This window comes from Peribacillus sp. YIM B13477 (assembly GCF_042787955.1).
GTDB classification, from domain to species: domain Bacteria; phylum Bacillota; class Bacilli; order Bacillales; family DSM-1321; genus Peribacillus; species Peribacillus frigoritolerans.
The window spans coordinates 1,040,825-1,065,873 of sequence record NZ_JBHZPD010000001.1; the positions used below are offsets into that span (position 1 = coordinate 1,040,825).

The window sequence follows — 25,049 nt, forward strand, 5'->3', positions numbered from 1 at the left end:
TAATGAAATTGAATAAAAAAAAAAGCCGATTTACTTTATACATACGGGAGGATTATTCAATGTCTGTTAATATAAGCGCGGATAAAGGAACCATACCGGCATTTATTCAAGAATCATGGCAGCGGTGCATTTCGAAGGGACTTCAGCCAAGCATGATGGATAAGGAAGATATGCTTGGTGCTTTTGAGTTGGCCGAATACCACGATCGATATGCGGAACTCCTGTACCATTCTTCTCCCATTTTAGAAGAAGTTTATCATTCGATTAATGGTTTGGAGTCCATTTTATTACTTGCTGCTCCTGAAGGATATATCATCGAAACAGTTGGGGATCCAGCCTTCATCCGCCATGCAGATAATGTTTCCTTAAGAAAAGGGGCCAATTGGCTAGAGGAATCAAAAGGAACAAATGCAATAGGAACAGCCATAGTGGAGAAGAATCCTGTATTGATTCATGGCAGTCAACACTTTCATCAGGATAACCATTTTCTTACTTGTGCCGCATCGCCCATATATCACCCTGATGGGCACCTGCTTGGTGTTTTGAACTTAAGCAGTCATCAACAGAATTATCATCCTTTTTCCATTAGCTTAGTTCAGAGGGTGGCTGATAGCATCAAACAAGCACTCTTGTTGTCCCAAACACAAAAAAGGGAGAAAAACCTTTATTTTATATATGATTCATACCCTGATCCGTTAATTACCCTAGATAAAGAAGGGAAAGTTACAGATCTCAATTCAGCGGCGTCAGATGTTATCGGCACATTGGAAAAACCGGTATCGAATATTGTATCAGGAACTGACCCACTCGTTTTAGAACGGAGGGTTTCAATCAAAGACCAGGAATTCTTGGTTCAAACCCTTGGCAAAAATATAGAACATCAATCATCCGTGATCGTACGGTTAAAAAAACAGAAATTGATTGATGGATTAACAACCAATCGTTATCAATTTACCGATATAATAAGTAATGATCCGCAAATGAATCGAACCATATCCATTGCTAAAAGAGCTTCAGCGCTGGATATCAGCTTGCTGATCACTGGAGAAAGCGGAACGGGAAAAGAACTGTTCGCCCAATCCATTCATGGGTATAGCTTAAGAAGCGATAAGCCATTCATCGCCATCAATTGCAGCGCAATTCCAGAAAACTTATTGGAAAGTGAGTTATTTGGGTATGAAAAGGGTGCCTTTACTGGAGCAAAAAGCGGCGGGCATAAGGGGAAGTTCGAAGCTGCAGATGGCGGAACCCTGTTTTTGGATGAAATCGGGGACATGCCGCTTCAAGCTCAAGCGTCTCTGCTCCGTGTGCTTCAGGAACGATGTGTGACGCGTGTCGGCGGACATGCTTCCATTCCAATCGATGTCAGGGTCATTGCTGCCACCAACAAAGACTTACAAAAAGAAATGGAAGCTGGAGAATTCCGTGCAGACTTATTTTTCCGTCTTTGTGGATTATCTTTAAAACTTCCAAATCTGAGGAGTCGTAAAGATTTATTGCTCTTAGCAGAATACATTTTAGCGGATTTACCTTATAAGAGCGAACATACCGAACTGACAGTCGAAGCTAAAACATTCATTTTGGAATATTCGTGGCCAGGAAATTTCCGTGAATTGCAAAACGTTCTCGGACAGGCTGCATTCCTAGCTGATAATGGCCCGATTACAAGGGACATGCTTGTGGCACTTTGTCCTGTTTCTTCCATTACAAATGAGGAAGGGGCAATTGCCGATCGAGAACCAAGAAACTTTCAAGAACAAGAAACCCAGCTTATCAGAAATGCATTGCAACGAACAAGTGGAAATATCAGTAGCGCCGCGAAACAACTAGACATCGGCCGAAATACGCTTTATAGAAAAATGAAAAAATATGGAATCAACTTTCATAAGTAAGAGTTCCTTAGTATATAAAAAACATGAATGATGAGTTTCCTTTTGAAAATCTCAGATTCCCGACCTGATTTGTTCGGTTCTTGTTATTGCAAGTAACTATATGCGAACCAGCATACCTTGTCTCCTTATAAGCTACATTTCACAACTATAAATAATGAAGTGCAGGAAATCAAAATCTCATATAGAATGATGTTATTGATATAGTATCTAAATTTCCGTAAGGGGATGTGTGGTCAATAGTATGGAGTTGTCATCTGAACATAAGAAGTATAAACATGTATTGATTCAATATTTGGAAGAAAAAGAATCTGTGTTTTTAAATGAATGGAACGAGACTATTAAGATCAATGAAATAGACCCCTACAAAGAAAAGATTAAAGAAAATGGTTATGGAATGTACTCACTGGTGATCCAAACGTTCAAGGAGGTACTGCCTGAAGGTGTGCTGATAAAATTGGCTTACCAGGTTGCTAAAGAACGTCTTGAAGCGAATATCAACATTGGGGATTTTCTATATAATATCAATTTGGGGAGAAATATCATAATCAGAAATCTTTTTGGGGCAAATATCCCCATTAATTATATGCAGAAATTCATTAATGACATCAACTTGCACTTTGATACGTTCAGCTACCATGCAGTAACGAGATATACGAATCTTACAAATGAAGTGATTGAGGAAAAAAAGTCTTATATAAGTGAAAACCACAAAGATAAATTAGCGGTATTGGGCCAGATATCATCAAGCTTTGTACATGAATTCCGAAACCCTCTTACAGCTATCATGGGGTTCAATAAATTACTGAAGAGGGAGAACCCGGATTTGAAATATTTGGATATCATTGATTATGAGTTAAATCAGCTGAATTTCAGGATAACCCAATTCCTCCATACCTCTAAATCAGATTTTAATGAGGAACAAAGAGAGGAAATTTCAGTGTTAAAGCTAATTGAAGAAATACAAGAGCTGACTTATGCAAATATTGTGGATGCCAGTGTTAATGTGGAAATAGATATTTATCCAAACTTCGCCATGACAGCGAGCAAGGATGGGTTAAAACAAGTGTTCTTGAATCTTTTTATAAATTCGATTGATGCCTTAAAGGATAAGGAACATCCAAGAATTTTGAGGATAAACTCTTTAATCGAGGCTAATGAGAGAATAATTAGAATTTCAAATAATGGACCGGCCATTGCCAGTGAATTGATTGAATCTATTTTTGAACCCTTTGTCACGACGAAAGAGTTAGGAACGGGAATTGGGTTATACGTATGTAAAAAGATCATTGAAAGTAATGATGGATATATGAATTGTGTCTCCAATGAAAATTTAACCACATTCAGCATCCATTTCCCTAAAGTCCAGAATGAGCTTCAAAGGGTATAATACATATCATATAGTGACTTTTCATAAAGTAAAATAGTATACATATCGATATTTTTCGAAGCATGTACAGATTTTTGATTAATAGGAAAGGCTGTTTCGGATCTGCCGGTATTACATAAAATCATTCTCAAGAAAATAAATATATTTGGAAGATGCAAAATCATAATTTGGTTTTTGGCATCTTCTTTTTATCTCTATTATTTTTCGGTATGTAAAGGTGTCGAAATCTAAAATGAAATCAGTTAAATTGTCATTTTTTAATTCAACTGTGAATCAAAAAGGGTCAATAATTAATATATGAATCAAAAAATACATTTATAATGCAACAATGAATCATTTTTAATCCATAAAAGCGTTAAACCCTAATTGAATAACTATCCTTTTTTTGGCATGGATATTGCTTTTATTTTATATAGGTATGAAATTTTAGTGAGAGAGGGTGCTTTTATAAAAAAAGAAGAGTGAGGAAAGAAAGAATAAGAGCTGGTTATTTTACAAAAAAGAACTTCACTCAACAAATAGCGAAAGTGAAATATCAACAAGGGCCATTGTACTTTCCTTGTAATTCGTTGAGGAGCTGATGGTAGTAAAGAGACAGTATAAATAGAAATGCATTACTGGTCAATAGAATATACGCTGTGCAATATACATATAACGATTGTGAATATGGCCTCTTGAAAACGAATGATGAAACGGGGATAGGATTTTAAACATTGTATTTTGAATGAAAGGTTTCTACTAGGGTACCCATGAGCAGTGGTATACTGCTTACAAAACGGTAAATTAACAGTTTTAAAGGATGGTGACAATAGTGGCACTTCAAACAAATGAATTGAAACATGGTCTCAAGACCAGGCATGTCACAATGATTTCTATTGGCGGGGTAATTGGGGCAGGCCTATTTATCGGAAGCGGAACCATAATTGATTCAGCAGGACCTGGTGCGATTTTATCGTATATAATCGCAGGATTGATGATCGTGCTTATAATGCGTATGCTGGGTGAAATGGCTGTGGTAAATCCTGATAGCGGATCCTTCTCAACATATGCACATCAAGCATTCGGTCCTTGGGCCGGATACACGATCGGCTGGCTATACTGGTTCAACTGGGTTATCATCATTGCTATTGAAACTACGTTATTGGGCACTATGATTCATGATTGGTTTCCTGGTATACCTATGTGGGCTGCCAGTCTATCTTTTCCTATATTAATGACGATTACGAATATCTATTCAGTCAAAGCTTATGGGGAATTTGAATACTGGTTAGCTTTCATGAAAGTGGCTGCCATTGTAATATTCCTCTTCCTTGGTGCCGCCATGATTTTTGGATTGGTTCCGGGATTTGATTCACCAGGCCTTTCAAACATAACTGGAGCGGAAGGATTTTTACCAAAAGGTTTTCTGCCTGTCCTTCTTAGTGTGATATTCATCACTTTCTCCTTATCGGGAAGTGAGGTAGCTGCCATTGCTGCAGGAGAGTCTGAAAACCCTGAAAAAAACATTATTAGAGCCATAAACAGTGTCGTATGGCGTCTTCTTCTTTTCTTTGTTGGTTCAGTGACCGTGTTGGTTCTCGTAATCCCCCAAGGTGCTGAAGATTTACTGAAAACCCCCTATGCCAGCGTATTTGACATGGCAGGCCTGCCGGCAGCGGGCCAAATCATGAATATCGTAATCTTCACTTCATTGCTTTCTGTTTTGAATTCAGGCCTATATACAAGCTCTCGTATGTTATATTCTTTATCAAAAAAAGGTGATGCACCGAAAATCCTTTCCCGGGTGAATAAGCGGGGAATCCCGATTTGGGCGTTAATGGCAAGTGTTTTCTTTGCTTATGTGTTCACGACATTTAAATTTGTTTCCCCTGATAAATTGTTTGCTTTTCTCGCAAACAGCTCGGGAGGAGTCACGATGATCATGTATATCTTTATCGCCTTTTCTCATCTATATTTACGGAAAAAGACGGAAAAAGAAAATCCCGGGACACTCAAAGTGAAAATGTGGCTATTCCCTTATTTAACCTATGCGACCATTGCCGTTTTATTTATTATATTCGTTGCTCAGGCGTTTATTGATTCCATGAGATTGCAATTCTTTCTTACAACCCTTCTCACGATTCTAGTTATTGGGTCATACTTTCTGTTTTATCATAAGAAAAACGTAATTGCTGCTGAACAAGAAGGAAAACTAAAAAATATCCACGTTAAGGAAGGGTGAGGAATGTAGTCGCTTTGTCCGATTATAGAGAAAAAAGATTGACTATTCTAATAAAGGACTGCCTTTAGTTGGCGGCTCCGTTTGTCGACCATAGGGATTTCGAAATAGTCTCTCCCCAAACCATGATTTTAAAAGAAGACTAAGTTATCCTTCATGTTTTTTACTTTTTTTCGGGGTTTGTACACTTTGAACGTGAAACCCCGCAGGCGAAAGCCGAGGAGGCTCCACGACCGCCCGCGGAAAGCGAGTGCCCTACGTTCCAATCAACGTCCAAATTGTACAAGCCATAAAAATAGACAAACTCGATTAACATCGAGTTTGTCTACAGCCTGGGCTGCCCTTAGTGGGCAGCTTTTTTTCTGGTTCCAAAAAGGATTGCATTCATTGCATGGGGGCGTTTATATATAATCGTAACCATGACTGCCACCCCCTCTGTACAATTATGATACTCATTCATTTGCAACTTTGAAATCCTTTGCTAGAATATAATCTATAGAAAAGATTAGGAGTGGTGACTGTGGCTGAAACTCCAGCTGAAGGTTTAATTCATTATATTGCACCAAAAGGAGAGTATATCCCTTTTTTAGATGATACGGACTATATCGCTAAAGGATTGGAATGGAAATTATTCACTGCCCGTTCGGTTAAAAGAGAACTATTATATAAAAGCGGAAGTTTTCAAGCAAAAGTCAAATTGGCAGGTTATGAACAATATGGCAACGGACTTGACACTGTAGTCGTTCAATTTGAAAATGGTAAGCTTAGCTGCATTAACCCTTCCTATTTAAAGGAAATGCAAAGCTCCAGTTTCGGAAAAGAATTGTTGAGTGGCCCGGTTTCCGAAACAGCCGCAGTTTCAAGTGAAACTGAGCAGGTGGATGAAGCACCAATTACGGAAAACGCCGATCAGTCAAGTGAAGAACCAAAAAAGGCCAAAACCAAAACTAAAAAGACGACAGCAAAACCTAAGTTGGACTTGCCTGGGGAAAAAGTGCATTTCACCGCGACCGTCAAGGAGTTCACGGCAAAAATGAACCATTTCACTGGTGAAGAAGATGAAGTCATACTCTTGGAGAATGTCAAAGTGACAACGGAGCCTGAATTGACTATCGGCGATGCTTGGTGTGGATATAGCAAGACATTAAAAAAAGCTGAGCTCGAAGAAGGAGACGCAATCGAATTTGATGGAAAAGTGGTCGACAAAAAATACAATAAAGAAATACGCTATAAAATAAATAATCCATCCAAGTTAGTGAAAAAAGAAGGATAAACACTCGAAGTTATTGGATGATATGGAGTAAGCCGTCGCTTACTCCTTTTTTTATTGCCGTATTCAGGCATCTAAAGAAATGAATGATTACATGAACTTATTAGAATAGATGCGTCCACCACTGGAATATATTCGTTTGTGGGAGATACAACTTATAACCTTTCTCCAATCGTATTGGTTTTGGGTTTGTGGTTTCATATTTTCCAGTGTTGGGGATAATACATTATGATCATGCATTTATAAAAAAAATAAGGGGGGATTTTCATATGAAAGAATTATTTCGATTATTGAAACAAGGTAATAAATCGGCGTTCATTGCTGCCTGTGTGAATAGTATCATCGCAGTGCTAAAGGGGATTGCCTATTTCATGACAGGAAATGTCGCCATGTTTGCTGAAACTTTACATACTTTGGGCGATGCTGCGAATCAGTTTTTCGTCTTCATTGGTTCTGCACTAAGTAAAAAGTCACCAACTGATCGATTCCCTGATGGTTTTGGACGTTTGGTTAACCTTGTATTACTAGGGGCAGTATTGGTTGTCGGGATCATGTCTTATGAAACGATTAAAGAAGGGTTCCATCACATTTTACACCCTGCAGAATCAACTGGTATCCTTATTAACTTGTCAGTCCTTTCGTTAGCGGTTGTGTTGGAATCATATGTATTATTTAAAGCGATGAAAGAAGTGGTCCATGAGACTGGAATCGAAGCTAAAGGGGCAGCCGTCATATACAAGAGCTTTTCTGGTTTAAAAAGGGCAAAACCAGCGACGAAATTAGTATTTATGGAAGATATGGTAGCGACAGGTGGCGGCGTCCTTGCGATAATTGCCATATTATTAGCAAACTTCACGCCTTTTATCCAAGCGGAAGGAGTTGCTTCCGTCATGATCGGTCTTGGTATGTTCTATGTGGTTGGAAGGGTTTTTCTTGACAATGCTGCAGGTGCTCTTGGGGAAGCCGATATTGAAATGCGGCAAAAAATTGGTGCGATGGTCATGGATGACCTAGACGTAAGGGATATACAGAAACTGGCCGTAATAAAAGAAGGGGAAGACTTTCATGTTGAACTTGAAGTTGAACTGGATCCCCATATTTCAATCGCACAGGCGGACGACATTAAAGATCGGCTGTTTAATCAAATATTAAAGGAAAGAGGGGTAACGGATGTCATTATAGAATTTGATGAAAATGATGGTATCCCAAAATGGGAAGGTCAGATAAAAAAAGAATTGAATGAAATCAAAAAAGACAGCGAGTAGAAATAATGGCAGAATACAAAATGTCATGATCAGGATAATTGTGTGATTATAAATCAAGACAGTAAGGATAATGCCTGTTCAATTCATCACGTACTTTCCTTGGGTATCCATTATAAGCTATCATGGACTTAGTTACATAAAGAAGGATTAAGGAAGGGTGAATAAGAATGGAGAAACAAAATATTAAGCTAGTTGCACTTGATATGGATGGAACGCTTCTCAATAAGGCTGGTGAGATATCTGAAGAAAACCGGAGAGCGATAAAAGAAGCCGAAAATCAAGGGGTTTTTGTGGTATTGAGCACAGGAAGATCCTATGCGACATGCAGTGATTTTGCAAAGTCAATGGAACTCCAATCATACCTCATTACAGTAAACGGAAGCGAAATTTACGATAATCAAGGAAAACTGGTGGAAAGGAATATCGTAGATAGTGAATCCATACAATGGATGTGGGAATTAAGCCAAAAACATGGTACACATTTTTGGGCCATTAGCTGCGATAATATTTACAGGGCTGAAATGCCTGAAAAAATCCATGATTCGCAATGGCTTAAATTCGGTTTTGATACAAATGATGAAAGCATCCGCCAAATCATCATGGATGAACTGATATCAAAAGGAACCTTTGAAATAAGCAATTCAAGCCCAACGAATATTGAAGTGAATGCCATGGGCGTCAATAAAGCGAAAGCGATAAAGCTCGTATGTTCATTGCTCGACATTACCATGGAAAATGTTATGGCGGTGGGTGACAGCCTTAATGACCTTGCGATGATTTCAGAAGCAAAAGTGGGTGTGGCAATGGGAAACGCCCAAGAAATTGTGAAAGATAAAGCAGATTGGATTACAGCGACAAACGAAGAAGATGGTGTAGCTAAGGCCATTCGGAAATGGGTGCTTTCAAATTGAATCGAAACTGTATATGGGACGTATTCCATATACAGTTTTTTTATTTAAATGGCGCTGAATGACAATTAAATTATAGCTGCTGAATTAATTTCTTGAAAATTGTGTCTTTTAGAAGTATGATAATCTTGTAGTGTTATATTTTGGTAATATATTAATAATGGGAGGTTTAAGGATGACAAGTAGTTTGCCTGAACAGTGGTGGAATCAATTATCTTTACCAGTTATCTCAGCACCTATGTTTTTAATATCCGGTCCTGAGTTAGTGAAAGAATGCTGTTTGAATGGGGTGATCGGCTCTTTTCCAGCACCGAATGCGCGGCCGATAGAGGTACTGGATCAATGGATGGGTGACATAAACGATACATTGATTGCAGCAAAGGATAAAGAACCAGGCTCAAAGGTAGCTCCATGGGCAATGAATATGGTTGTTCACCGTACATATAGCCGGCTTGAAGAAGAGTTGGAATTGGTCAAAAAGCATCAGCCTCCCATCGTCATTACATCATTAGGTTCACCAAAACATGTGGTGGATGTCGTACATAGCTATGGCGGGTTGGTCTTTTCGGATGTCAGCTCTGTGGATTTTGCAAAGAAAGCTGCGGAGTCAGGTGTGGACGGATTGATCTTGGTTGCTGCGGGAGCAGGCGGTCATGCTGGTGAGATAAATAGCTTTGCTTTCGTGGACAGCGTAAGGACATTCTGGGACGGAATCATTTTGCTCGCCGGATCGATCAGTACTGGTCACAGTATCTTGGCAGCTCAGGCGGCAGGAGCGGATCTTGCATATATGGGTACACGTTTTATCGTGGCGAAAGAGAGCAGGGCAAATGATGAATATCGTGAAATGCTTGTCGATTCTGACCATGATGACATCATCTTGACTGATGCATTTTCAGGCGTTAATTGTAATATGCTTAAACCGAGCATAAGGAAGGAAGGATTGGACCCAGAACAATTAGCGAAAAAAGAAAAAGTCGATTTTGACAGCATGTCCAAATCGTCTGAATCTAAAGCGTGGCGTGATATTTGGTCAGCGGGTCATGGTGTGGGGTCCATTAAAAAAATAGATACCGCTGCAGGCATCATAAAACAATTAGAAAAAGAGTATCAGGAGTCCTTGAATAAATTGACCGGGCAGGCGGAAAAATTAAAAGGAATTATATCGAAATGATATGAAAGCGCTTTATTTAATTATGCTTACATGGCAAAAAAGGGTATCCATTATGGGTACCCTTTTTTGCCATGTAATATCAGAGCTAATTCATAATAAAGTATTTTCAGCTTAAAAGGCAATCTAAATGGATTTAAAGATAAAAGCAGTAAATATAGGATGTATCGCTGTGAAAAAATATTGATAAAAAGATGGATAAATGTTATATTATTTTCGTGATAATGACCAAATGAACAATATAGTCATATATTATTGATTGCTTAAAAAGTAATATATATTTAGGTGAAGATGAAGAATGTTAAATTTACATTGCAGGAGCATATAACTTAATTTTGTATTCTTTCATGCGTTTTCACCGAGATAGATTAAATAAACGGCATATTCGTCGTATAGGAGGGCTTGGTAGGCGTGTTAAAATCTTTAAAGGGTGAATTTTTAGCCATAATAAAACATCCTATGATACTCATTTCCATAATAGGGATCATACTGATTCCTTTATTATATAGCGGCACATTCCTTTGGGCATTTTGGGATCCATATGGTAAGGTGGATCAATTGCCTGTAGCCATTGTCAATTTGGATGAGGGTGCGGAGTTCAATGAAACGGAACTTACAATAGGAAAAGATTTAGTCAAGGAGTTAAAGGAAAAGAAGGATTTCGATTGGCATTTCGTTAGTCAAAAAGAAGCCAATGAAGGCCTTGAAAATCAAGATTATTACATGAAAATAGAAATTCCGAAAAACTTTTCGAAGAATGCAACGACCTTGCAGGAGGACAATCCGAAAAAACTTGATTTAATTTATACGTCCAATGAAGGGTTCAATTATATATCCACTAAAATAGGTGATGCAGCTTCGGAGAGAATCAAAGGGGAGGTTTCGTCGGCGGTTACGAAAACCTATGCGGAGTCAATGTTCGATAATTTGAACGAAGTGGCTGACGGACTCAAAAGTGCCAGTGATGGGGCTGGAGAATTGAAAGACGGAACAGATACAGTGAAAAACGGCTCCAGTGAACTTGGTGAAGGGATTATCTCAGCTAAAGAAGGTTCCAAAAAAGTGGATGAAGGAATTGACTCCCTTCATTCAGGTTCTGTCGAAATCCATGAAAACCTGGAAAAATTAGCTGAAAAATCATTGACCTTTTCTAATGGGGTCGGTTCGGCAGCTGCAGGATCAAAGGAACTTAATCAAGGGTTACAACAGTTCAGCTCTGGTGTTGGGCAAATGAAAGATGGTCAATCCGAGCTTTTGCAAGGGGCCAAGAAATCTGAAGCGGGAACTGGTGAATTGGCCTCTGGATTGCAGCAGTCATTAGAGGGCTTCAATCAAATAGATGAAAAGCTGCCCGCTTTGACTGAGGGAGCAAATGGTGTAGCGGCTGGTGCTGCCCAGCTTTCAGGTTCATTGTCTGAATGGAGCGCTGCATCGAACGAAGCAAAAGCGGGGGCATCTGAAGTTTCGGCAGGTTTGGACGAGGTTATTTCCGGATTGGAACAACAATCTGAAGCTACGGCTGATCCTGCAGAGAAAGCGCGTTTGGAGGGAGTGATTTCTTCTCTAACACGCATCAGTGAAGGTAGTAAAGGAGTATCTGAAGGAGTGGGAAAACTATCGGCCAGTGCAACCGAAATTGCTAAAAGCTCAAATAGCCTTAGTGGTGGAGCCAATCAGTTAAGTGAAGGCACTAGTGCGTTAAGCGGCGGTTTCACGCAATTGAAGCAAGCTCAGGATAAACTCGCCAATGGGGCGAATGAACTGAAAAATGGCCAAGGTCAATTGGTGTCTGGTTTGACGACATTTGGCGAAAGTATAGATTCAGCGCAGAGTGGACTTGGACAATTAACTGAAGGCAGCAATAACTTGGTAAGCGGGCTTGATCAGCTTGAAGATGGCTCCAAGCAATTATCAAGTGGAACCTCACAGCTTTCCGAAGGTTCGGAAGGTCTGGTTACAGGAACGGATAGATTGAAGGAGGGGTCAAACAGCCTAACTAGCGGAATGGGAGAACTGGCGAATGGAGCCATTAAGTTACAAGATGGAATCGCCAAACTTTCAGATGGATCTGCAGAATTACATGACGAATTGAATGACGGGGCAAATGAAGCAGGCAAGATCAAATCCAATGAAGAAGTTTATGACATGTTTGCAAGCCCAGTTAAAGTAGATAAATTACCAATTAATAATGTACCGAACTACGGCACTAGTTTTGCACCGTATTTAATTTCATTAAGTTTATTTATCGGTGCTATCGTTCTGACGATCATTTTCCCGTTAAGAGATCCTGCTGTTATACCTGCGAGTGGATTTAGCTGGTTTATTAGTAAATACAGTATCATGGCACTCATCGGAATCTGTCAAGCCATATTGGTGGACTCGATTTTAATTTTAGGTCTTGGAATCAATGTTACGAGCCTGCCGTTGTTTTTTGCAGTAAGCATTCTTGCTAGCTGCACATTCATGGCAATCATCCAGTTCCTGGGTTCAGCCTTTGACAATCCAGGCCGGTTCATAGCATTATTGATTTTGATTCTCCAACTGACCAGCAGTGGCGGAACATTTCCCAATGAATTAGTACCTGGCTTCTTGCAAGGATTCACACCGTTCCTGCCGATGACTTATTCCATTAATTCTTTTCGTGCCGTCATCTCAACAGGAGATTATAGCTTCATGTGGCACAATCTTGCCATATTGGCGATATTCCTTGTTGCGGCATTAATATTATCTCTTCTTTACTTTATTTATCGGTATAAGAAAATGAACGGCACATTGAATGAAAAACAGGAAGAAGCAACTGTACAATGATCAAAAAACAGCGACCCATCTAGGTCGCTGTTTCAAACTGTAGACAAACTCGATGAAAATCGAGTTTGTCTACAGTTTTTTTATGGGTGTACAATTTAGACGTTGATTTCCGCTTCGGGCACTCGCTCCAATCAACTTTGTTTTAACTTTTAGATAGAATCCTTTTGCCTAAAGTCTATATTGTTTTAAAATATAATTATAAAAATTGAGGTGATGAGGATGCTTTCTAAACATATTGCAAAGAGGGTTCTGAATTTTTTAATTCCGAACCCCTTTGTCTACAAACTGAAACAGCTACCCGTCATGGGTCGCTGTTTTTTATTAATAACCTGAATATATGTGACAAGCGCTTCCTGCTCACAAGGAAAGGGAAAGATGTCAAAAAACCATTATATTGACAAAACTATGGCGCAACCTGTACAAGAGTGTAAAAGTATTTAAACAGTTGTTATACCCTTGTCTTTTGAGTGGCAGGTGCATATTTCTTCATTGGATTTTTTGCAATGACATCCTTCAAATAAGGATGGCCAGAAGGACCTGGTTTTCTCATAAGCTCCATTAAATAAGATATATCGTCCATGGCCCTATGTGTTTGAAAATTGGTGATATTATGTGCCTGCAGTAATGTTAAGAGTTTACTATTCTCAAATCCATATTGCTTCCAAGGTACATTACGCATCGTACAGTACCACTTTTGATCATTGATTTCCGGATACATTTGGTAGAGAAAACTTCTATCGAAAGAAGCATTGTGTGCGAAAATCGAATCGGTACGGTCAATGAAGGTTTTAATTTTTTCATCATGAAAACTCTTTCCTTCTACGGAGCTGTATGGAATTCCATGAATTCTGTATGCTTGATCATAATTCCTTCTTGCTCCATAGGAGAGAGGCTCCCTTAAAAATGATTCTTGATCAATAAGATTAATGATTTCCCCTGTTTCACTGCTGTATGTAAAGAGTATAAGGGCAAGCTCGATAATTTCATCTGAAGAGGGACGTAAACCAGTAGTTTCTACATCCAGTACTAAACCTAATCTATTAGTCAATTTTTTTTCCTCCAGTTGGGTTACATTCTTCTATTATAGCTGACATAGAATGGCTATTGAAAGCATTATGATCGTTTTAAAGGATTTGAAATATTGAAGGTAAGGGTGAACTAACGATACTAAAAAAAGATAGAGATTTTTAAGCAATCTCTATCTTAGACAGTAGACAAACTTGATGAAAATCGAATTTGTCTACTGTTTTTTTGCTTATACAAATTTGGACGTTAATTGGAACGTAGGGCACTCGCTTTCCGCGGGCGGTCCGCCCTCGGCGCACTTGCGCCTGTGGGGTCTCCCTTGGACTGCTATTCCCGCAGGAGTCTCGCACACCCGCTCCAATCAACTATTTATATAAATTTAGATAGAACTCCTTTTGTCTACTGAGATAGAGTTTATAAGCAATCTCTGTCTTTTTTATCCCTGTTCATATGCAGTGCAAAATGTTTTCCATTTCATGTTCGGCAATTTGTACGAATTCTTCGTTTTTTTGAAGACTGAAAATGTTTTTTGATTGCTTTATATAGTGCAGTCCTTCTTCAGGTTGTTGCAGATGAACCAGATTCTTCCCAGTTAAAAGATGGAGTTCCGCATATAAATATAATGATTCTATCGAATTACAAATGTTGATCCCTTTAAGAGTATAATTTAATGATTCTTGATAATAATGAAGTTCAGTCAATGTTTGTGCTAATCCTTGAATGATCTTCACGATAATGGTACCTTCCTGAATCACAAGGGGGATATTCTCGTTAAATTCCAGTGCATCATTGAAGATGGTGATGGCCTCTTCATAATTCTTCGTTTTAAAATGGATGATCCTGATACTATTTAAAACTTCTATCTCCTGTTGATGAAGAACGACTCGTTTACCCATGGTAATCTGCATGGCTTCATTCAATAATTCTATAGCCTTTTGTTTGTCATTATACAAATGAAAAAAAGAGATACCTTCATGCCATTTTAAGAATTAAAATGATATCGATTTTTCCGGTGCAGTTGCCATTTCTTTTTGGACGATTTCATAAAGTGCTTCATAGTTACGTGTCCGTTTGTATTTGTTAATCAAAAGTTTAATGGTTTCTATGTAATTATAAATCGGTTCATTTTTATTTTTAGTAGTGAAGAAAAACGGCAGGTCAACTTTTAGTTTATCCGCAAAAAGTCCCAATTCATTAATGGTTGGAGAAGTGATGCTTTCCTCATAATCTGACAGGGCATTAGGTTCACATATATCCTTAGCCAGTTCTTCTCTTGTAAGACTTTGTTTTATTCGTAATTCGTTGATGACAGAGCCAACCTCTATTTTCATTACAATTGCCCCTTTGTACCTATGTCTAGAATACTATTTTAACATAATTTAATTTTTATCAGTAAGATAATTGAAAGGTAGTATGATATAACTACTTTACGTGTTTTCCTTGCGTAACCCATCCAACAAAAAATAAAGAACGTTTTCTTATTGAAGCGATCAAACTGAAATTACGTCTTTTCGATATAAAGTGAGAAAGGTATATAATCATTGATAATAGCAATCATTAGACTTGGAATATAAGAATAAATAAAAAGAGGCGGCAATCTGCCGCCTCTAAAGCTTTTAATTTCCAATGAATTGTTGGGTCCAATAGTGGGCGTATTTCCCTCCAGTTACATGTCCGATTCCAATGTGCGTATAGTTCTTGTTAAGAATATTCGCCTTATGTCCGGGGCTGTTCATCCATGATTTCATGACAGCATCCGCACTGGGTTGACCTGCTGCGATATTTTCCCCTGCGTACTCGTAACTGATCCCAAAGGATTTCATCATATCGAAAGGCGATCCATAACTGGGGCTTGTATGATTGAAATAATTATTATCACGCATATCTTCAGATTTTAGAATGGCTACGTTGGAAATGGCTGTATCCATTTTAAGTGAAGGGAGGCCCGATTTTGCCCGTTCTTCATTAACTAAACTAAGGACCTGCTGTTCAACTGACTGACTTTCTTTGCGATTAACCGTGGTATTGGATGATTCGGGAAGATTTATGATTTGTCCGATTCGAATTTGATTTGCATCGTTTATAGCAGAGTTCGATTTAAGTAATTCGTCAATGCTGACATCATATTCAGAAGCGATTTTCGTTAAGGTATCTCCTTCTGCCACCTCGTATGTATTGGCTCCCAAAGCAACATTTGGAGATAGAAGTGATAGTGACAGTGCTGATAAAAGGATGATTTTCTTCATTTTAATTCCTCCTAGTAGAATATCTGGATTGGTAATATAGTATCCTATAAAAATAGTTTTGTGTAAAATTAGCTCATTCTCATTCTTTATAGGACTAGGAAAAAGGATAGTATAAGAATATACATAATAAGGGTCCATATAACTTGGCAGATTATATGGTAAATGAAAATCCTAGGTCTATTTGATAAATTGGAATGCTGAATTTCTGGAAAAAAAGAATCATTTTACGTTTGCAGGCCATGTTTTTCAGGGAAATAATAAGTACATCAAAACGATATAGTTATATGGAACTAAAAAGGATGAAACTAATTAATTACCCCAAGGGTGGAGCTTGTATGGATTTAAAGGCAGGGAAAGTGTTTTAAAAAGATACATTTGAAGCGAGAAAATATCCCATGTTGGAGGTAGACCTTCCATGTGATGTTTGTATAGAAGGAAGCGGTTCATACACACTGTGCCTATTTTTTGACAGAGACTGGCCTAATTTTTTTCCTGATCGATAAAAGGGATGCAAGTGAAGGAAGTACGGTTGCGAACACTGGACTTTTACAGTTTTCAAATGAGTGGAAAAAGCTTGTACTATGCATCCAATCCCATGGATGTTCCTATGCTTAAAGAAGAATATAGGAATCTTAAAACCCGCAATTTCCCTGTTGAATATTATACTGAAAAAGAGATTAACTGGAAATTTTCGTTTCCGAAAGCAGGAGCGCTGGTTACAGATAATGATGCTGAAATCAATCCTTATAAACATGTACATTTATTGATTGAAAAGGCAGTTTCGAAAAGCATGCAGTGATTCTCAGTTCATATGCCATAGCAACAAATCAAATAGCCGCTCAAGCTAAATGGCATGATAATATGATATTTGGGAAACGGCACGGCCTTATTTAATGCAAGAAAAACTCCTGACAATCGAATTATCATTGGTGGACTTGATGAATCGACCGGTTATCTGGAGAAAAGGGATCCAATGATTTTGAACAATAGAGATTAATTAATAAAGCAGCTTGTCAATCTGTTTCCAGAATAAGAGAATCGGATCTGGGCTGATTATTATTGGGGAGCTTTATTTTGTGAGATCCATGATGGTTTACCGACAATAGGAATGTATCCTGACCATCCTAATTCTACTTCTTATTGGGTTATGGCGGGAATGTGACGGCTTACAGTGTCAACCGTTCCCAAAATAATCAGGGATTAAGGCATTTTTCAAAAAGTATTGTCCGTTAAGACAGGTATCTCTTCATCTTGAATAGAATTAAGTAGACAGCTGAATATACGGGAGGGATTCTTCGATGTGGTTTAAGGAATTGGAAACAGAAAGACTGCATTTAATCGAAATAGGTCACCATCATGCCGAGAGTCTGTTTGAAATCCTCTCTAAAGATGAAGTGACCAAATATGATGGGATAGAAAGTTTAACTCTAGTAGAAGATGCCCGCCGTTTAATCGACTCGTTTAAAAGTGCTTATATAAACAAACGAGGGATGCGGTGGGGAGTCATTCTAAAGGATTCAGGCAAGTTCATCGGTACTGTTGGCCTGCATCAATTGAGCCTAGCCAACAAACGCACCGAAATAGGATATGAAATCCATCCTGAATATTGGAGGAAACACTTTACGTCCGAAGCTGTCAACGTAGTATTGCGCTATTGCTTTGAGGAATTGAGACTAAACAGAATCGCCGCTTTAACTTTCAAGGATAATATTGCATCCAGAAACCTTCTGAAGAAATTTGGATTCAAAGAGGAAGGCAGCCTAAGAAGTTATCTATTTCTTCGTGATCAGTACCATGATGCCCTGGTATTTTCCTTGTTGAGTACGGAGTATTGCCAGTTAAGGCAACAAAGTGTTCAGGAATCATATAGATTTTAGTTTGGTATAGAAGATTGCAGCTGGCCCAAAGTGCCAGTTTTTTTATTTGCAGATGATTTTATATCAGTAAAGGACAATATACATATTTTTCATGTTAAAATGGTATGCGAATTCATTAATCAGTCCGGATGGACATAAAAAGGAGCAAAATCATTGTGAAGATATTATTTCCGTTGCTTGCGGTCCTGGGCGGAATCACCATTGCCATACAAGGACAAATCAATGGTGGATTAGGAAAAAAAGTGGGGGTCATTGAAGCTTCCTTCATTTCGTTCGGAATCGGGACTCTCGCTTTATTATTTATTGTTTTGTTTGCGGGAAATGGGAATATTTCTGCCATCGCGTCTGTACCCAAATGGCAATTAACAGGCGGGCTGTTAGGGGCTATTTATGTCATTGTGATCGTATTGGTCGTGCCTCGGATTGGAGTGGCACCGGCATTGGTCGGGGTTATAGCAGGCCAGATAATTATTGGGGCAGTCATTGACCATTTCGGTTTATTTGGAGGCGTACGCATCCCATTGGATGCGAAAAAGTTGGCAGGAATTTGTTTACTTTTCGTGTCATTATATTTGTTTAATCATAAATGAAGAAGGGCACTTTTCATTGAAACGACGGGTACATATAGGGGAATATTTCTATTCCCCTATAGTTAATGCCTACTATTTGGAGATTGATTAAAGAGAACTAAATATTTTAATCAAGTAATGCATTATTCTGCTAAAATATATTATTTGAGAGGGGGTGGTTTGCTAGGAAAGTTGTCTTAGTAATCAACCTAATATGAATTATTAGAATATTGAGAAATAAATAGACAAGAGAACCTATATGAATACTGATTTAGATGGGTTTGTAAAAACACCTGGAAGTCGAAAGTCTTTTTAGGTGATCATTTCTATTTACCTAGTATCTAGATCGAATTGATTAGCAATTAATTACTATATTGTGAAAAAGTACTCACCGGTTTATTGATTTTTTGGTTTATTCGTAATATACTTAAAATTCAACATCTTTAATTCGAGGTATAGTAACCTTGGCGAGGTGAAAAAAAGGTGATTTTATACCTAGTAAACTGCATTAATTGCTTTTTTTAGGTAGAAATTAAGATTTATGCAAACGGTTCGCTAATTGTTTTTGGTGAATTCCTGCAATGAATGCTTTTACTTTTCCTCGCAATCATTATATGTACTATACGGAAGATTAATAGGTGTTAGAAGGATAATCTCTTAAATGGGAGTATTCTAAGAAAGATTAAAGATGAGGGGGAATATTTTTTGAAAAAGTCTAAATTTTCAGTGCTTGCTCTTCTTATGGCCATCATGCTTATGCTTGCGGCATGCAACGGCGGTTCGAAGGAAACTTCGAATGAAAAAGAAGGGGGCTCGGGTAACTCATCCGGATCAAAAGTATTAAACGTAAACAATTCAAGTGAACCTGGTTCGCTTCACCCTGCAAATGCTCAAGGTACTCATGAATCATGGATCCTTGAACATACGTTCGAGGGGCTGACAAAGAAAACAGAGGAAGGCAAAATCGTTCCTGGTTCTGCAGAATCATGGGAAATCAGTGAAGATGGATTAACTTGGACATTCAAATTGAAAGATGGTTTGAAATGGTCAAATGGAGATCCGCTTACAGCCAATGATTTCGAATACGCTTGGAAATATGCTTTGAAACCGGAAACGGCTGCAGATTATGCTTACCAACTTTATTATCTTAAAGGCGGGGAAGCATACAACAGTAAGAAAGGGAAGGAAGAGGACGTAGGGGTTAAAGCGACAGACGAACATACATTAGTCGTTACTTTGGAACAGCCTACACCATATTTCCTTGACTTGACTTCTTTCTATACTTTCTATCCAATCAATAAAAAGGTACAGGAAGAAAATCCAAAATGGGCTTTGGATGCAAAAACTCACGTTTCAAACGGGCCGTTCAAATTAACGGAATGGAAACATAAAGAAAGCCTGAAAATCGAAAAGAATGAAAATTACTACGATAAAGATAAAATCAAATTGGATGCGGTTAACTTTGCTCTAATTGAGGATGAAAATACAGCATGGCAAATGTATCAGAGTGGCGAATTGGACCTCGCTTATCCACTGCCAGTGGATATTCAAGGTCAAATGGTCAATTCTGATGATAAAGAATTCAAAATGGGCAAAGAACTTGCCGTTTACTATTACAACTTTAATACAGAAGTGAAACCTTTCAATAATGCTAAAGTAAGGAAAGCGCTTTCAATGGCTATCGAGCGTCAAAAAATCACCGAAAATGTTGCTCAAGGCGGACAAAAGCCTGCTTTTGGCGTAGTCCCTCCGGGAATTCCTGATGCATCTGGAGATTTCCAGGAAAATACAGGTAACCTATTTAAGGAAGATGTTACCGAAGCTAAGAAATTGTTAAAAGAAGGACTTGCTGAAGAAGGCATGAAAGAATTACCTGAGTTTTCAATTTTGTATAACACTTTAGATTCACACAAGAAAATTGCTGAAGCGGTTCAAGGAATGTGGCGTGATAACCTGGGTGTTGAAGTGACACTTGAAAATGCGGAATTCCAAGTTAAGCTTGACCGTGAAAAAGCTGGTGACTTTGAAATTTCCCGTGCAGGATGGGTTGGTGACTATGTTGACCCTATGACATTCATGCTTTGGGAAACGGACGGCGCCTATAATGATGCAGGTTGGTCAAACAAAGAGTATGATAATTTATTAAAAGAAGCAAAATCTACAATGGATCCAAAAGAACGCATGGATGCTTTGCATAAAGCAGAGAAAGTCATGATTGACGAAATGCCGATCCTTCCGGTTTACTTCTATACAAAACCATATATGGTTAAATCGAATGTTACTGGAGTTTATGCTCCAATTAACGCTTATCCGAACTTTATTTACGCGGATAAAAAATAATAGAAGGATAATAGTGAAATGGGAGGTATGTCCGATTAAGGACATACCCCATTTTTCAATTGCGAATTTGAATATTTCATGCATTCATTTCCGTTTTCAACTTCTTAGAAAATCGATGATTGGGGTGATTACCATGTTGAGATATACATTAAACCGTTTTAAATGGGCGATTATTACTTTATGGGCTGTTATTACATTAACGTTCATCATAATGCATACGATTCCGGGAAATCCATTTGCAAAAGAAGGAGCCATGCCTCCTGCCGTTTATGAAAACCTTCAAGTCCACTATGGATTGGACAAGCCGTTGTTGACCCAATATGGGAATTATTTATTGGAAGTCGTTCAATTTGATTTTGGTCCTTCATTGAAATCCTCATCCATTTCCGTGAATGATTACATTTTGAAGGGGTTTCCGGTGTCATTGCACTTAGGGGCACAAGCTTTGGTGATTGCCATCTTCTTTGGCCTCATTTTGGGTGTCGTGGCATCACTGAAAAGAAATAAATGGCCCGACTATTTATCGATGATCATTGCCATCGTAGGGATTTCCGTTCCTAACTTTATCCTGGCGACTATTTTAATCAATTATTTTGCGATTAAATGGAATATATTCCCTGTTGCTACATGGGCGACATGGCAGCATACCATTTTACCATCCATTGCCCTTTCCATGATGCCGCTTGCTTTCATCGCGAGACTGATGCGGACAAGCATGCTTGAAGTAATGGGGCAGGATTACATTTTGACAGCAAAAGCCAAAGGATTGAAACGGAGCGGTGTCATAATCAAACATGCGATTCGGAATGCGTTATTGCCGATAATCACGGTTCTCGGCATCCTTACGGCTAATATCGTGACAGGAAGCTTCATCATTGAACGTATTTTTGGTATTCCTGGCATGGGAGATATGTTCGTAAAGGGAATATCCAACAGGGACTACCCGGTGATTCTTGGTTCCACAATTGTGTATAGTGCGGTGCTTATTTTATTGATATTCATCGTTGATATAGCCTATACGTTGATTGATCCTAGAATTAAAGTGACGGGGGAGAAGAAATAATGGCAGATAAAGTGCATTTAACCGAAGATATGTTCCAACCCGCCGAAGGCAACTTTAAGGAAGCTGAAAAAATAGCAAGACCTACAGTTTCATATTGGTCTGACGTCTGGCGTCGATTTAAAGAAAATAAGCTGGCGATGACGGGGTTTATTCTTATAATCCTCTTGGTATTGATGGCGATTTTTGGTCCGTACATTAACGGATATACTTATTATGGACAAGATTTCGATAAAAAGAATCTTAGCCCAAATAGCGAGCATTGGTTTGGAACGGATTCATCAGGAAGGGATCTATTTACGCGAGCGTGGTACGGTGCAAGGATATCCTTGTTCATTGGATTGATGGCAGCGCTGATCGACTTTTTAATTGGTGTCCTTTATGGCGGGATTTCTGCCATTCGCGGTGGACGCACGGATAATATCATGATGCGTTTCGCTGAGGTGATCTATGCGATTCCATACCTATTGATGGTTATCTTAATGATGGTCGTATTAAAACCTGGTATTCTGCCGATCATCATTGCGATGTCGATTACGGGGTGGATTCCGATGGCGCGACTGGTACGGGGCCAGGTTTTACAACTGAAAGAGAATGAATATATCCATGCTGCAACAATCTCTGGAGCCAATACGAGCTGGACTTTAAGAAAACACATGATTCCAAATACAATGGGACCGATCCTTGTCAATTTAACGTTGACTGTACCTACTGCCATTTTTGCCGAAGCTACACTTAGCTTTTTGGGACTGGGAGTTCCGGCACCTCAGGCAAGCTGGGGAACATTGACAAGTGATGCACTGGGAAGCATTCTGGTAGGGAATTTCTATCAACTGTTAATCCCGGCAATATTGATTTCCTTAACGATGTTCGCGTTCAATGTGGCTGGTGACGGATTGCAGGATGCCTTAGATCCAAAACTACGGAAATAAATGAGTCCTAACATAATGAATTGATATTACTAGAATAGGAGGGACGATGATGGAGAACCTATTAGAAGTCAACGATTTACAAATCACCTTCCATACTTATGCAGGTAAAGTGCAAGCGGTTCGCGGTGTGAACTTTGGCGTGAAAAAGGGGGAAGCCGTTGCGATTGTTGGGGAGTCCGGATGCGGCAAAAGTGTTACAGCGAAATCAATCATGAGATTATTGGAAACACCCCCGGCAGAGTATGGAAAAGGGTCGATAAACTTTGGCGGTAAAGACCTTCTTAAAATGAGTGAAAAGGAAATGCAGAGGATTCGAGGGAATGAAATCAGCATGATTTTCCAGGATCCGATGACTTCGCTCAATCCAACGACAAAAATCGGCAGCCAGATCATGGAAGGCATTTTAAAGCATAATAAAAATATGTCCCGAAATGATGCATACGAACGGGCGTTGGAAACACTGAAACTAGTAGGTATTCCACAGCCGGAAAAAAGGATGCAGCAATATCCGCATGAGTTTTCAGGTGGTATGCGCCAAAGGGCAATGATAGCGATGGCCCTTGCTTGTGAACCGAAATTACTGATTGCCGATGAACCTACAACTGCATTGGATGTAACGATACAAGCGCAAATTTTGGAACTGATGAAAGATATCCAACGAAGAATGGATACTTCCATCATTTTAATCACTCATGATTTAGGTGTGGTTGCGGAAACTTGTGAACGGGTAGTCGTCATGTATGCAGGCAAGGTAGTGGAGACGGGTACGGTAGAGGCTATATTTTCAAACCCGCAGCATCCTTATACAAGAGGTTTGCTTAAAACGGTGCCGAGGCTGGATATGGAAAAAACGGCTCCGTTGGTTCCGATTATCGGATCACCACCTGATTTATTGGATCCGCCAAAAGGATGCCCATTTTACCCAAGATGTGAATCAGCAATGAAAGTGTGCAAAGACCATGATCCGGAGCTTGAAGTAGTGGAAGAAGGTCAGACAGCCGCATGCTGGCTGCACCACCCGATGGCCAAGGCAGCACAGGTACAAGCACCGACTAATGTATAAAGGAGGAGAACCAATGGTTTCACTGAAAAATAAGGCCGAAAAAGAAAAGACATACAACGAAAATTCTCCTCTTGTTGAAATAAAGAATCTGAAGAAGCATTTTCCTATCGGTTCTCAATCGCTGAAAGCGGTAGATGGTTTGGATCTCAAAATCTATCCAGGGGAAACTGTCGGTCTTGTTGGGGAAAGCGGTTGCGGTAAGTCGACTGCAGGTCGTACAATCACTCGATTATATGAACCGACAGATGGAGAAGTTCTTTTTCAGGGGAAAAATATTTTCGATTACAAACCTGGGGAAATGTCACATATCCGCCGTGAAATACAAATGATTTTCCAAGATCCTTACGCATCCTTGAACCCAAGGATGAAGGTGGAGGAATTGATTGGGGAACCACTTGCCATTCATGGGATATCAAAAGGTAAAGAGCGAAGAAAACGGGTGGAAGACCTGTTAAAGCTGGTTGGTTTAAGTCCGGAACATATCACTCGTTTTCCGCATGAATTCAGTGGTGGACAACGGCAGCGTATTGGAATTGCAAGGGCATTGGCTCTAAATCCTAAATTCATCGTTTGTGATGAACCAATCTCTGCCTTGGATGTTTCGATACAGGCCCAAGTGGTTAACTTATTAAAAGAACTGCAAAAAGAAATGGGATTGACTTATTTATTCATCGCGCATGATTTATCGATGGTCAAGTATATTTCAGATCGCATTTTAGTCATGTACCTTGGAAGAATGATGGAACTTTCGGATAGTGATTCTTTAACGAAAGATCCGCTACACCCATACACACAGGCCTTGCTATCCGCAGTGCCGATACCAGACCCGACTATTAAACGGGAAAGGATCGTCCTTAAAGGCGATGTACCAAGTCCGATCAATCCGCCGAGCGGCTGTGTATTTCGGACGCGCTGCCCTAAGGCGATGGAGATATGCTCCAGTGCTGTACCTGAATGGAAAGAACAAAAACCAGGGCATTTCGTTGCTTGTCATTTATATTGGTAAACAAAAAAACC

General features: G+C 39.1%; 20 protein-coding genes. 16 read left to right on the top strand and 4 right to left on the bottom strand.

All coding sequences use genetic code 11. The features are described from left to right. Positions 1-59: 59 nt before the first annotated feature. The 8 genes from ACFX4H_RS05110 (at position 60) to ACFX4H_RS05145 (ending at position 12,919) form a co-directional block, all read left to right on the top strand. Positions 60-1,892 (top strand): sigma-54-dependent Fis family transcriptional regulator, encoded by a 1,833-nt coding sequence (locus ACFX4H_RS05110; protein WP_377434313.1) that lies wholly within the window; start codon positions 60-62, stop codon positions 1,890-1,892. 241 nt (positions 1,893-2,133) lie between these two features. Then, a complete protein-coding gene (locus ACFX4H_RS05115; RefSeq protein ID WP_377434316.1) occupies positions 2,134-3,279 on the top strand; it encodes a histidine kinase N-terminal domain-containing protein in 1,146 nt (381 codons plus the stop codon). Between the two features lie 802 nt (positions 3,280-4,081). Next, positions 4,082-5,500 carry an amino acid permease gene (locus tag ACFX4H_RS05120; RefSeq protein WP_156404363.1) on the top strand — a complete coding sequence of 473 codons (1,419 nt, stop codon included), beginning with the start codon at positions 4,082-4,084 and terminating at the stop codon, positions 5,498-5,500. A gap of 517 nt (positions 5,501-6,017) precedes the next feature. Continuing rightward, on the top strand, positions 6,018-6,770 hold the full coding sequence (locus tag ACFX4H_RS05125; protein ID WP_241636304.1) for a hypothetical protein: 753 nt from the start codon (positions 6,018-6,020) through the stop codon (positions 6,768-6,770). 266 nt (positions 6,771-7,036) lie between these two features. Continuing rightward, positions 7,037-8,032 (top strand): cation diffusion facilitator family transporter, encoded by a 996-nt coding sequence (locus tag ACFX4H_RS05130; protein ID WP_063591010.1) that lies wholly within the window; start codon positions 7,037-7,039, stop codon positions 8,030-8,032. A 167-nt stretch (positions 8,033-8,199) separates the two neighbouring features. After that, positions 8,200-8,943 (top strand): Cof-type HAD-IIB family hydrolase, encoded by a 744-nt coding sequence (locus ACFX4H_RS05135; protein WP_241636302.1) that lies wholly within the window; start codon positions 8,200-8,202, stop codon positions 8,941-8,943. Between the two features lie 172 nt (positions 8,944-9,115). Then, complete coding sequence (locus tag ACFX4H_RS05140; protein ID WP_377434319.1) at positions 9,116-10,114, top strand: NAD(P)H-dependent flavin oxidoreductase; 999 nt, start codon at positions 9,116-9,118, stop codon at positions 10,112-10,114. Positions 10,115-10,522: 408 nt separating this feature from the next. Further along, complete coding sequence (locus tag ACFX4H_RS05145) at positions 10,523-12,919, top strand: YhgE/Pip family protein (RefSeq protein WP_377434322.1); 2,397 nt, start codon at positions 10,523-10,525, stop codon at positions 12,917-12,919. A 448-nt stretch (positions 12,920-13,367) separates the two neighbouring features. On the opposite strand, the gene ACFX4H_RS05150 is transcribed toward ACFX4H_RS05145, so the two are convergent. The 4 genes from ACFX4H_RS05150 to ACFX4H_RS05165 form a co-directional block, all read right to left on the bottom strand. Next, positions 13,368-13,967 carry an exonuclease domain-containing protein gene (locus tag ACFX4H_RS05150; protein ID WP_084737742.1) on the bottom strand — a complete coding sequence of 200 codons (600 nt, stop codon included), beginning with the start codon at positions 13,965-13,967 and terminating at the stop codon, positions 13,368-13,370. A gap of 424 nt (positions 13,968-14,391) precedes the next feature. Then, positions 14,392-14,865 (bottom strand): hypothetical protein, encoded by a 474-nt coding sequence (locus tag ACFX4H_RS05155; protein WP_377434325.1) that lies wholly within the window; start codon positions 14,863-14,865, stop codon positions 14,392-14,394. Positions 14,866-14,934: 69 nt separating this feature from the next. Beyond that, entirely contained in the window at positions 14,935-15,276 is a 342-nt protein-coding gene (locus ACFX4H_RS05160; RefSeq protein WP_377434327.1) for a helix-turn-helix domain-containing protein, read from the bottom strand. A gap of 285 nt (positions 15,277-15,561) precedes the next feature. Further along, positions 15,562-16,191 carry a CAP domain-containing protein gene (locus ACFX4H_RS05165; protein ID WP_377434330.1) on the bottom strand — a complete coding sequence of 210 codons (630 nt, stop codon included), beginning with the start codon at positions 16,189-16,191 and terminating at the stop codon, positions 15,562-15,564. A 514-nt stretch (positions 16,192-16,705) separates the two neighbouring features. On the opposite strand from ACFX4H_RS05165, the gene ACFX4H_RS05170 reads away from it, so the two are divergent. The 8 genes from ACFX4H_RS05170 (at position 16,706) to ACFX4H_RS05205 (ending at position 25,038) form a co-directional block, all read left to right on the top strand. After that, positions 16,706-16,990 carry an FAD-dependent oxidoreductase gene (locus ACFX4H_RS05170; RefSeq protein WP_152607906.1) on the top strand — a complete coding sequence of 95 codons (285 nt, stop codon included), beginning with the start codon at positions 16,706-16,708 and terminating at the stop codon, positions 16,988-16,990. Positions 16,991-17,489: 499 nt separating this feature from the next. Further along, positions 17,490-18,068 (top strand): GNAT family N-acetyltransferase, encoded by a 579-nt coding sequence (locus tag ACFX4H_RS05175; RefSeq protein ID WP_057277520.1) that lies wholly within the window; start codon positions 17,490-17,492, stop codon positions 18,066-18,068. A 155-nt stretch (positions 18,069-18,223) separates the two neighbouring features. Next, entirely contained in the window at positions 18,224-18,658 is a 435-nt protein-coding gene (locus ACFX4H_RS05180) for a DMT family transporter (RefSeq protein WP_034307046.1), read from the top strand. Between the two features lie 684 nt (positions 18,659-19,342). Further along, complete coding sequence (locus ACFX4H_RS05185) at positions 19,343-20,977, top strand: peptide ABC transporter substrate-binding protein (protein WP_377434332.1); 1,635 nt, start codon at positions 19,343-19,345, stop codon at positions 20,975-20,977. Between the two features lie 133 nt (positions 20,978-21,110). Next, positions 21,111-22,040 carry an ABC transporter permease gene (locus ACFX4H_RS05190; protein WP_034311122.1) on the top strand — a complete coding sequence of 310 codons (930 nt, stop codon included), beginning with the start codon at positions 21,111-21,113 and terminating at the stop codon, positions 22,038-22,040. Further along, positions 22,040-22,969 (top strand): ABC transporter permease, encoded by a 930-nt coding sequence (locus tag ACFX4H_RS05195; RefSeq protein ID WP_098185390.1) that lies wholly within the window; start codon positions 22,040-22,042, stop codon positions 22,967-22,969. Before ACFX4H_RS05190 ends, ACFX4H_RS05195 begins: the two co-directional genes overlap by 1 nt. Before the next feature lie 49 nt (positions 22,970-23,018). Continuing rightward, positions 23,019-24,032: an ABC transporter ATP-binding protein gene (locus tag ACFX4H_RS05200; RefSeq protein WP_034307038.1), complete on the top strand. Its 1,014-nt coding sequence runs from the start codon at positions 23,019-23,021 to the stop codon at positions 24,030-24,032. A 13-nt stretch (positions 24,033-24,045) separates the two neighbouring features. Beyond that, complete coding sequence (locus ACFX4H_RS05205; RefSeq protein WP_063591019.1) at positions 24,046-25,038, top strand: ABC transporter ATP-binding protein; 993 nt, start codon at positions 24,046-24,048, stop codon at positions 25,036-25,038. Positions 25,039-25,049 lie beyond the last annotated feature (11 nt).

Bases quoted from the DNA above. Each gene is read 5' to 3' on its own strand.
- ACFX4H_RS05130 (WP_063591010.1), top strand. From the start codon at position 7,037: ATGAAAGAATTATTTCGATTATTGAAACAAGGTAATAAATCGGCGTTC.
- ACFX4H_RS05190 (WP_034311122.1), top strand. From the start codon at position 21,111: ATGTTGAGATATACATTAAACCGTTTTAAATGGGCGATTATTACTTTA.
- ACFX4H_RS05110 (WP_377434313.1), top strand. From the start codon at position 60: ATGTCTGTTAATATAAGCGCGGATAAAGGAACCATACCGGCATTTATT.
- ACFX4H_RS05135 (WP_241636302.1), top strand. From the start codon at position 8,200: ATGGAGAAACAAAATATTAAGCTAGTTGCACTTGATATGGATGGAACG.
- ACFX4H_RS05175 (WP_057277520.1), top strand. From the start codon at position 17,490: ATGTGGTTTAAGGAATTGGAAACAGAAAGACTGCATTTAATCGAAATA.
- ACFX4H_RS05115 (WP_377434316.1), top strand. From the start codon at position 2,134: ATGGAGTTGTCATCTGAACATAAGAAGTATAAACATGTATTGATTCAA.
- ACFX4H_RS05160 (WP_377434327.1), bottom strand. From the start codon at position 15,276: ATGAAAATAGAGGTTGGCTCTGTCATCAACGAATTACGAATAAAACAA.
- ACFX4H_RS05195 (WP_098185390.1), top strand. From the start codon at position 22,040: ATGGCAGATAAAGTGCATTTAACCGAAGATATGTTCCAACCCGCCGAA.
- ACFX4H_RS05165 (WP_377434330.1), bottom strand. From the start codon at position 16,191: ATGAAGAAAATCATCCTTTTATCAGCACTGTCACTATCACTTCTATCT.
- ACFX4H_RS05140 (WP_377434319.1), top strand. From the start codon at position 9,116: ATGACAAGTAGTTTGCCTGAACAGTGGTGGAATCAATTATCTTTACCA.
- ACFX4H_RS05200 (WP_034307038.1), top strand. From the start codon at position 23,019: ATGGAGAACCTATTAGAAGTCAACGATTTACAAATCACCTTCCATACT.
- ACFX4H_RS05205 (WP_063591019.1), top strand. From the start codon at position 24,046: ATGGTTTCACTGAAAAATAAGGCCGAAAAAGAAAAGACATACAACGAA.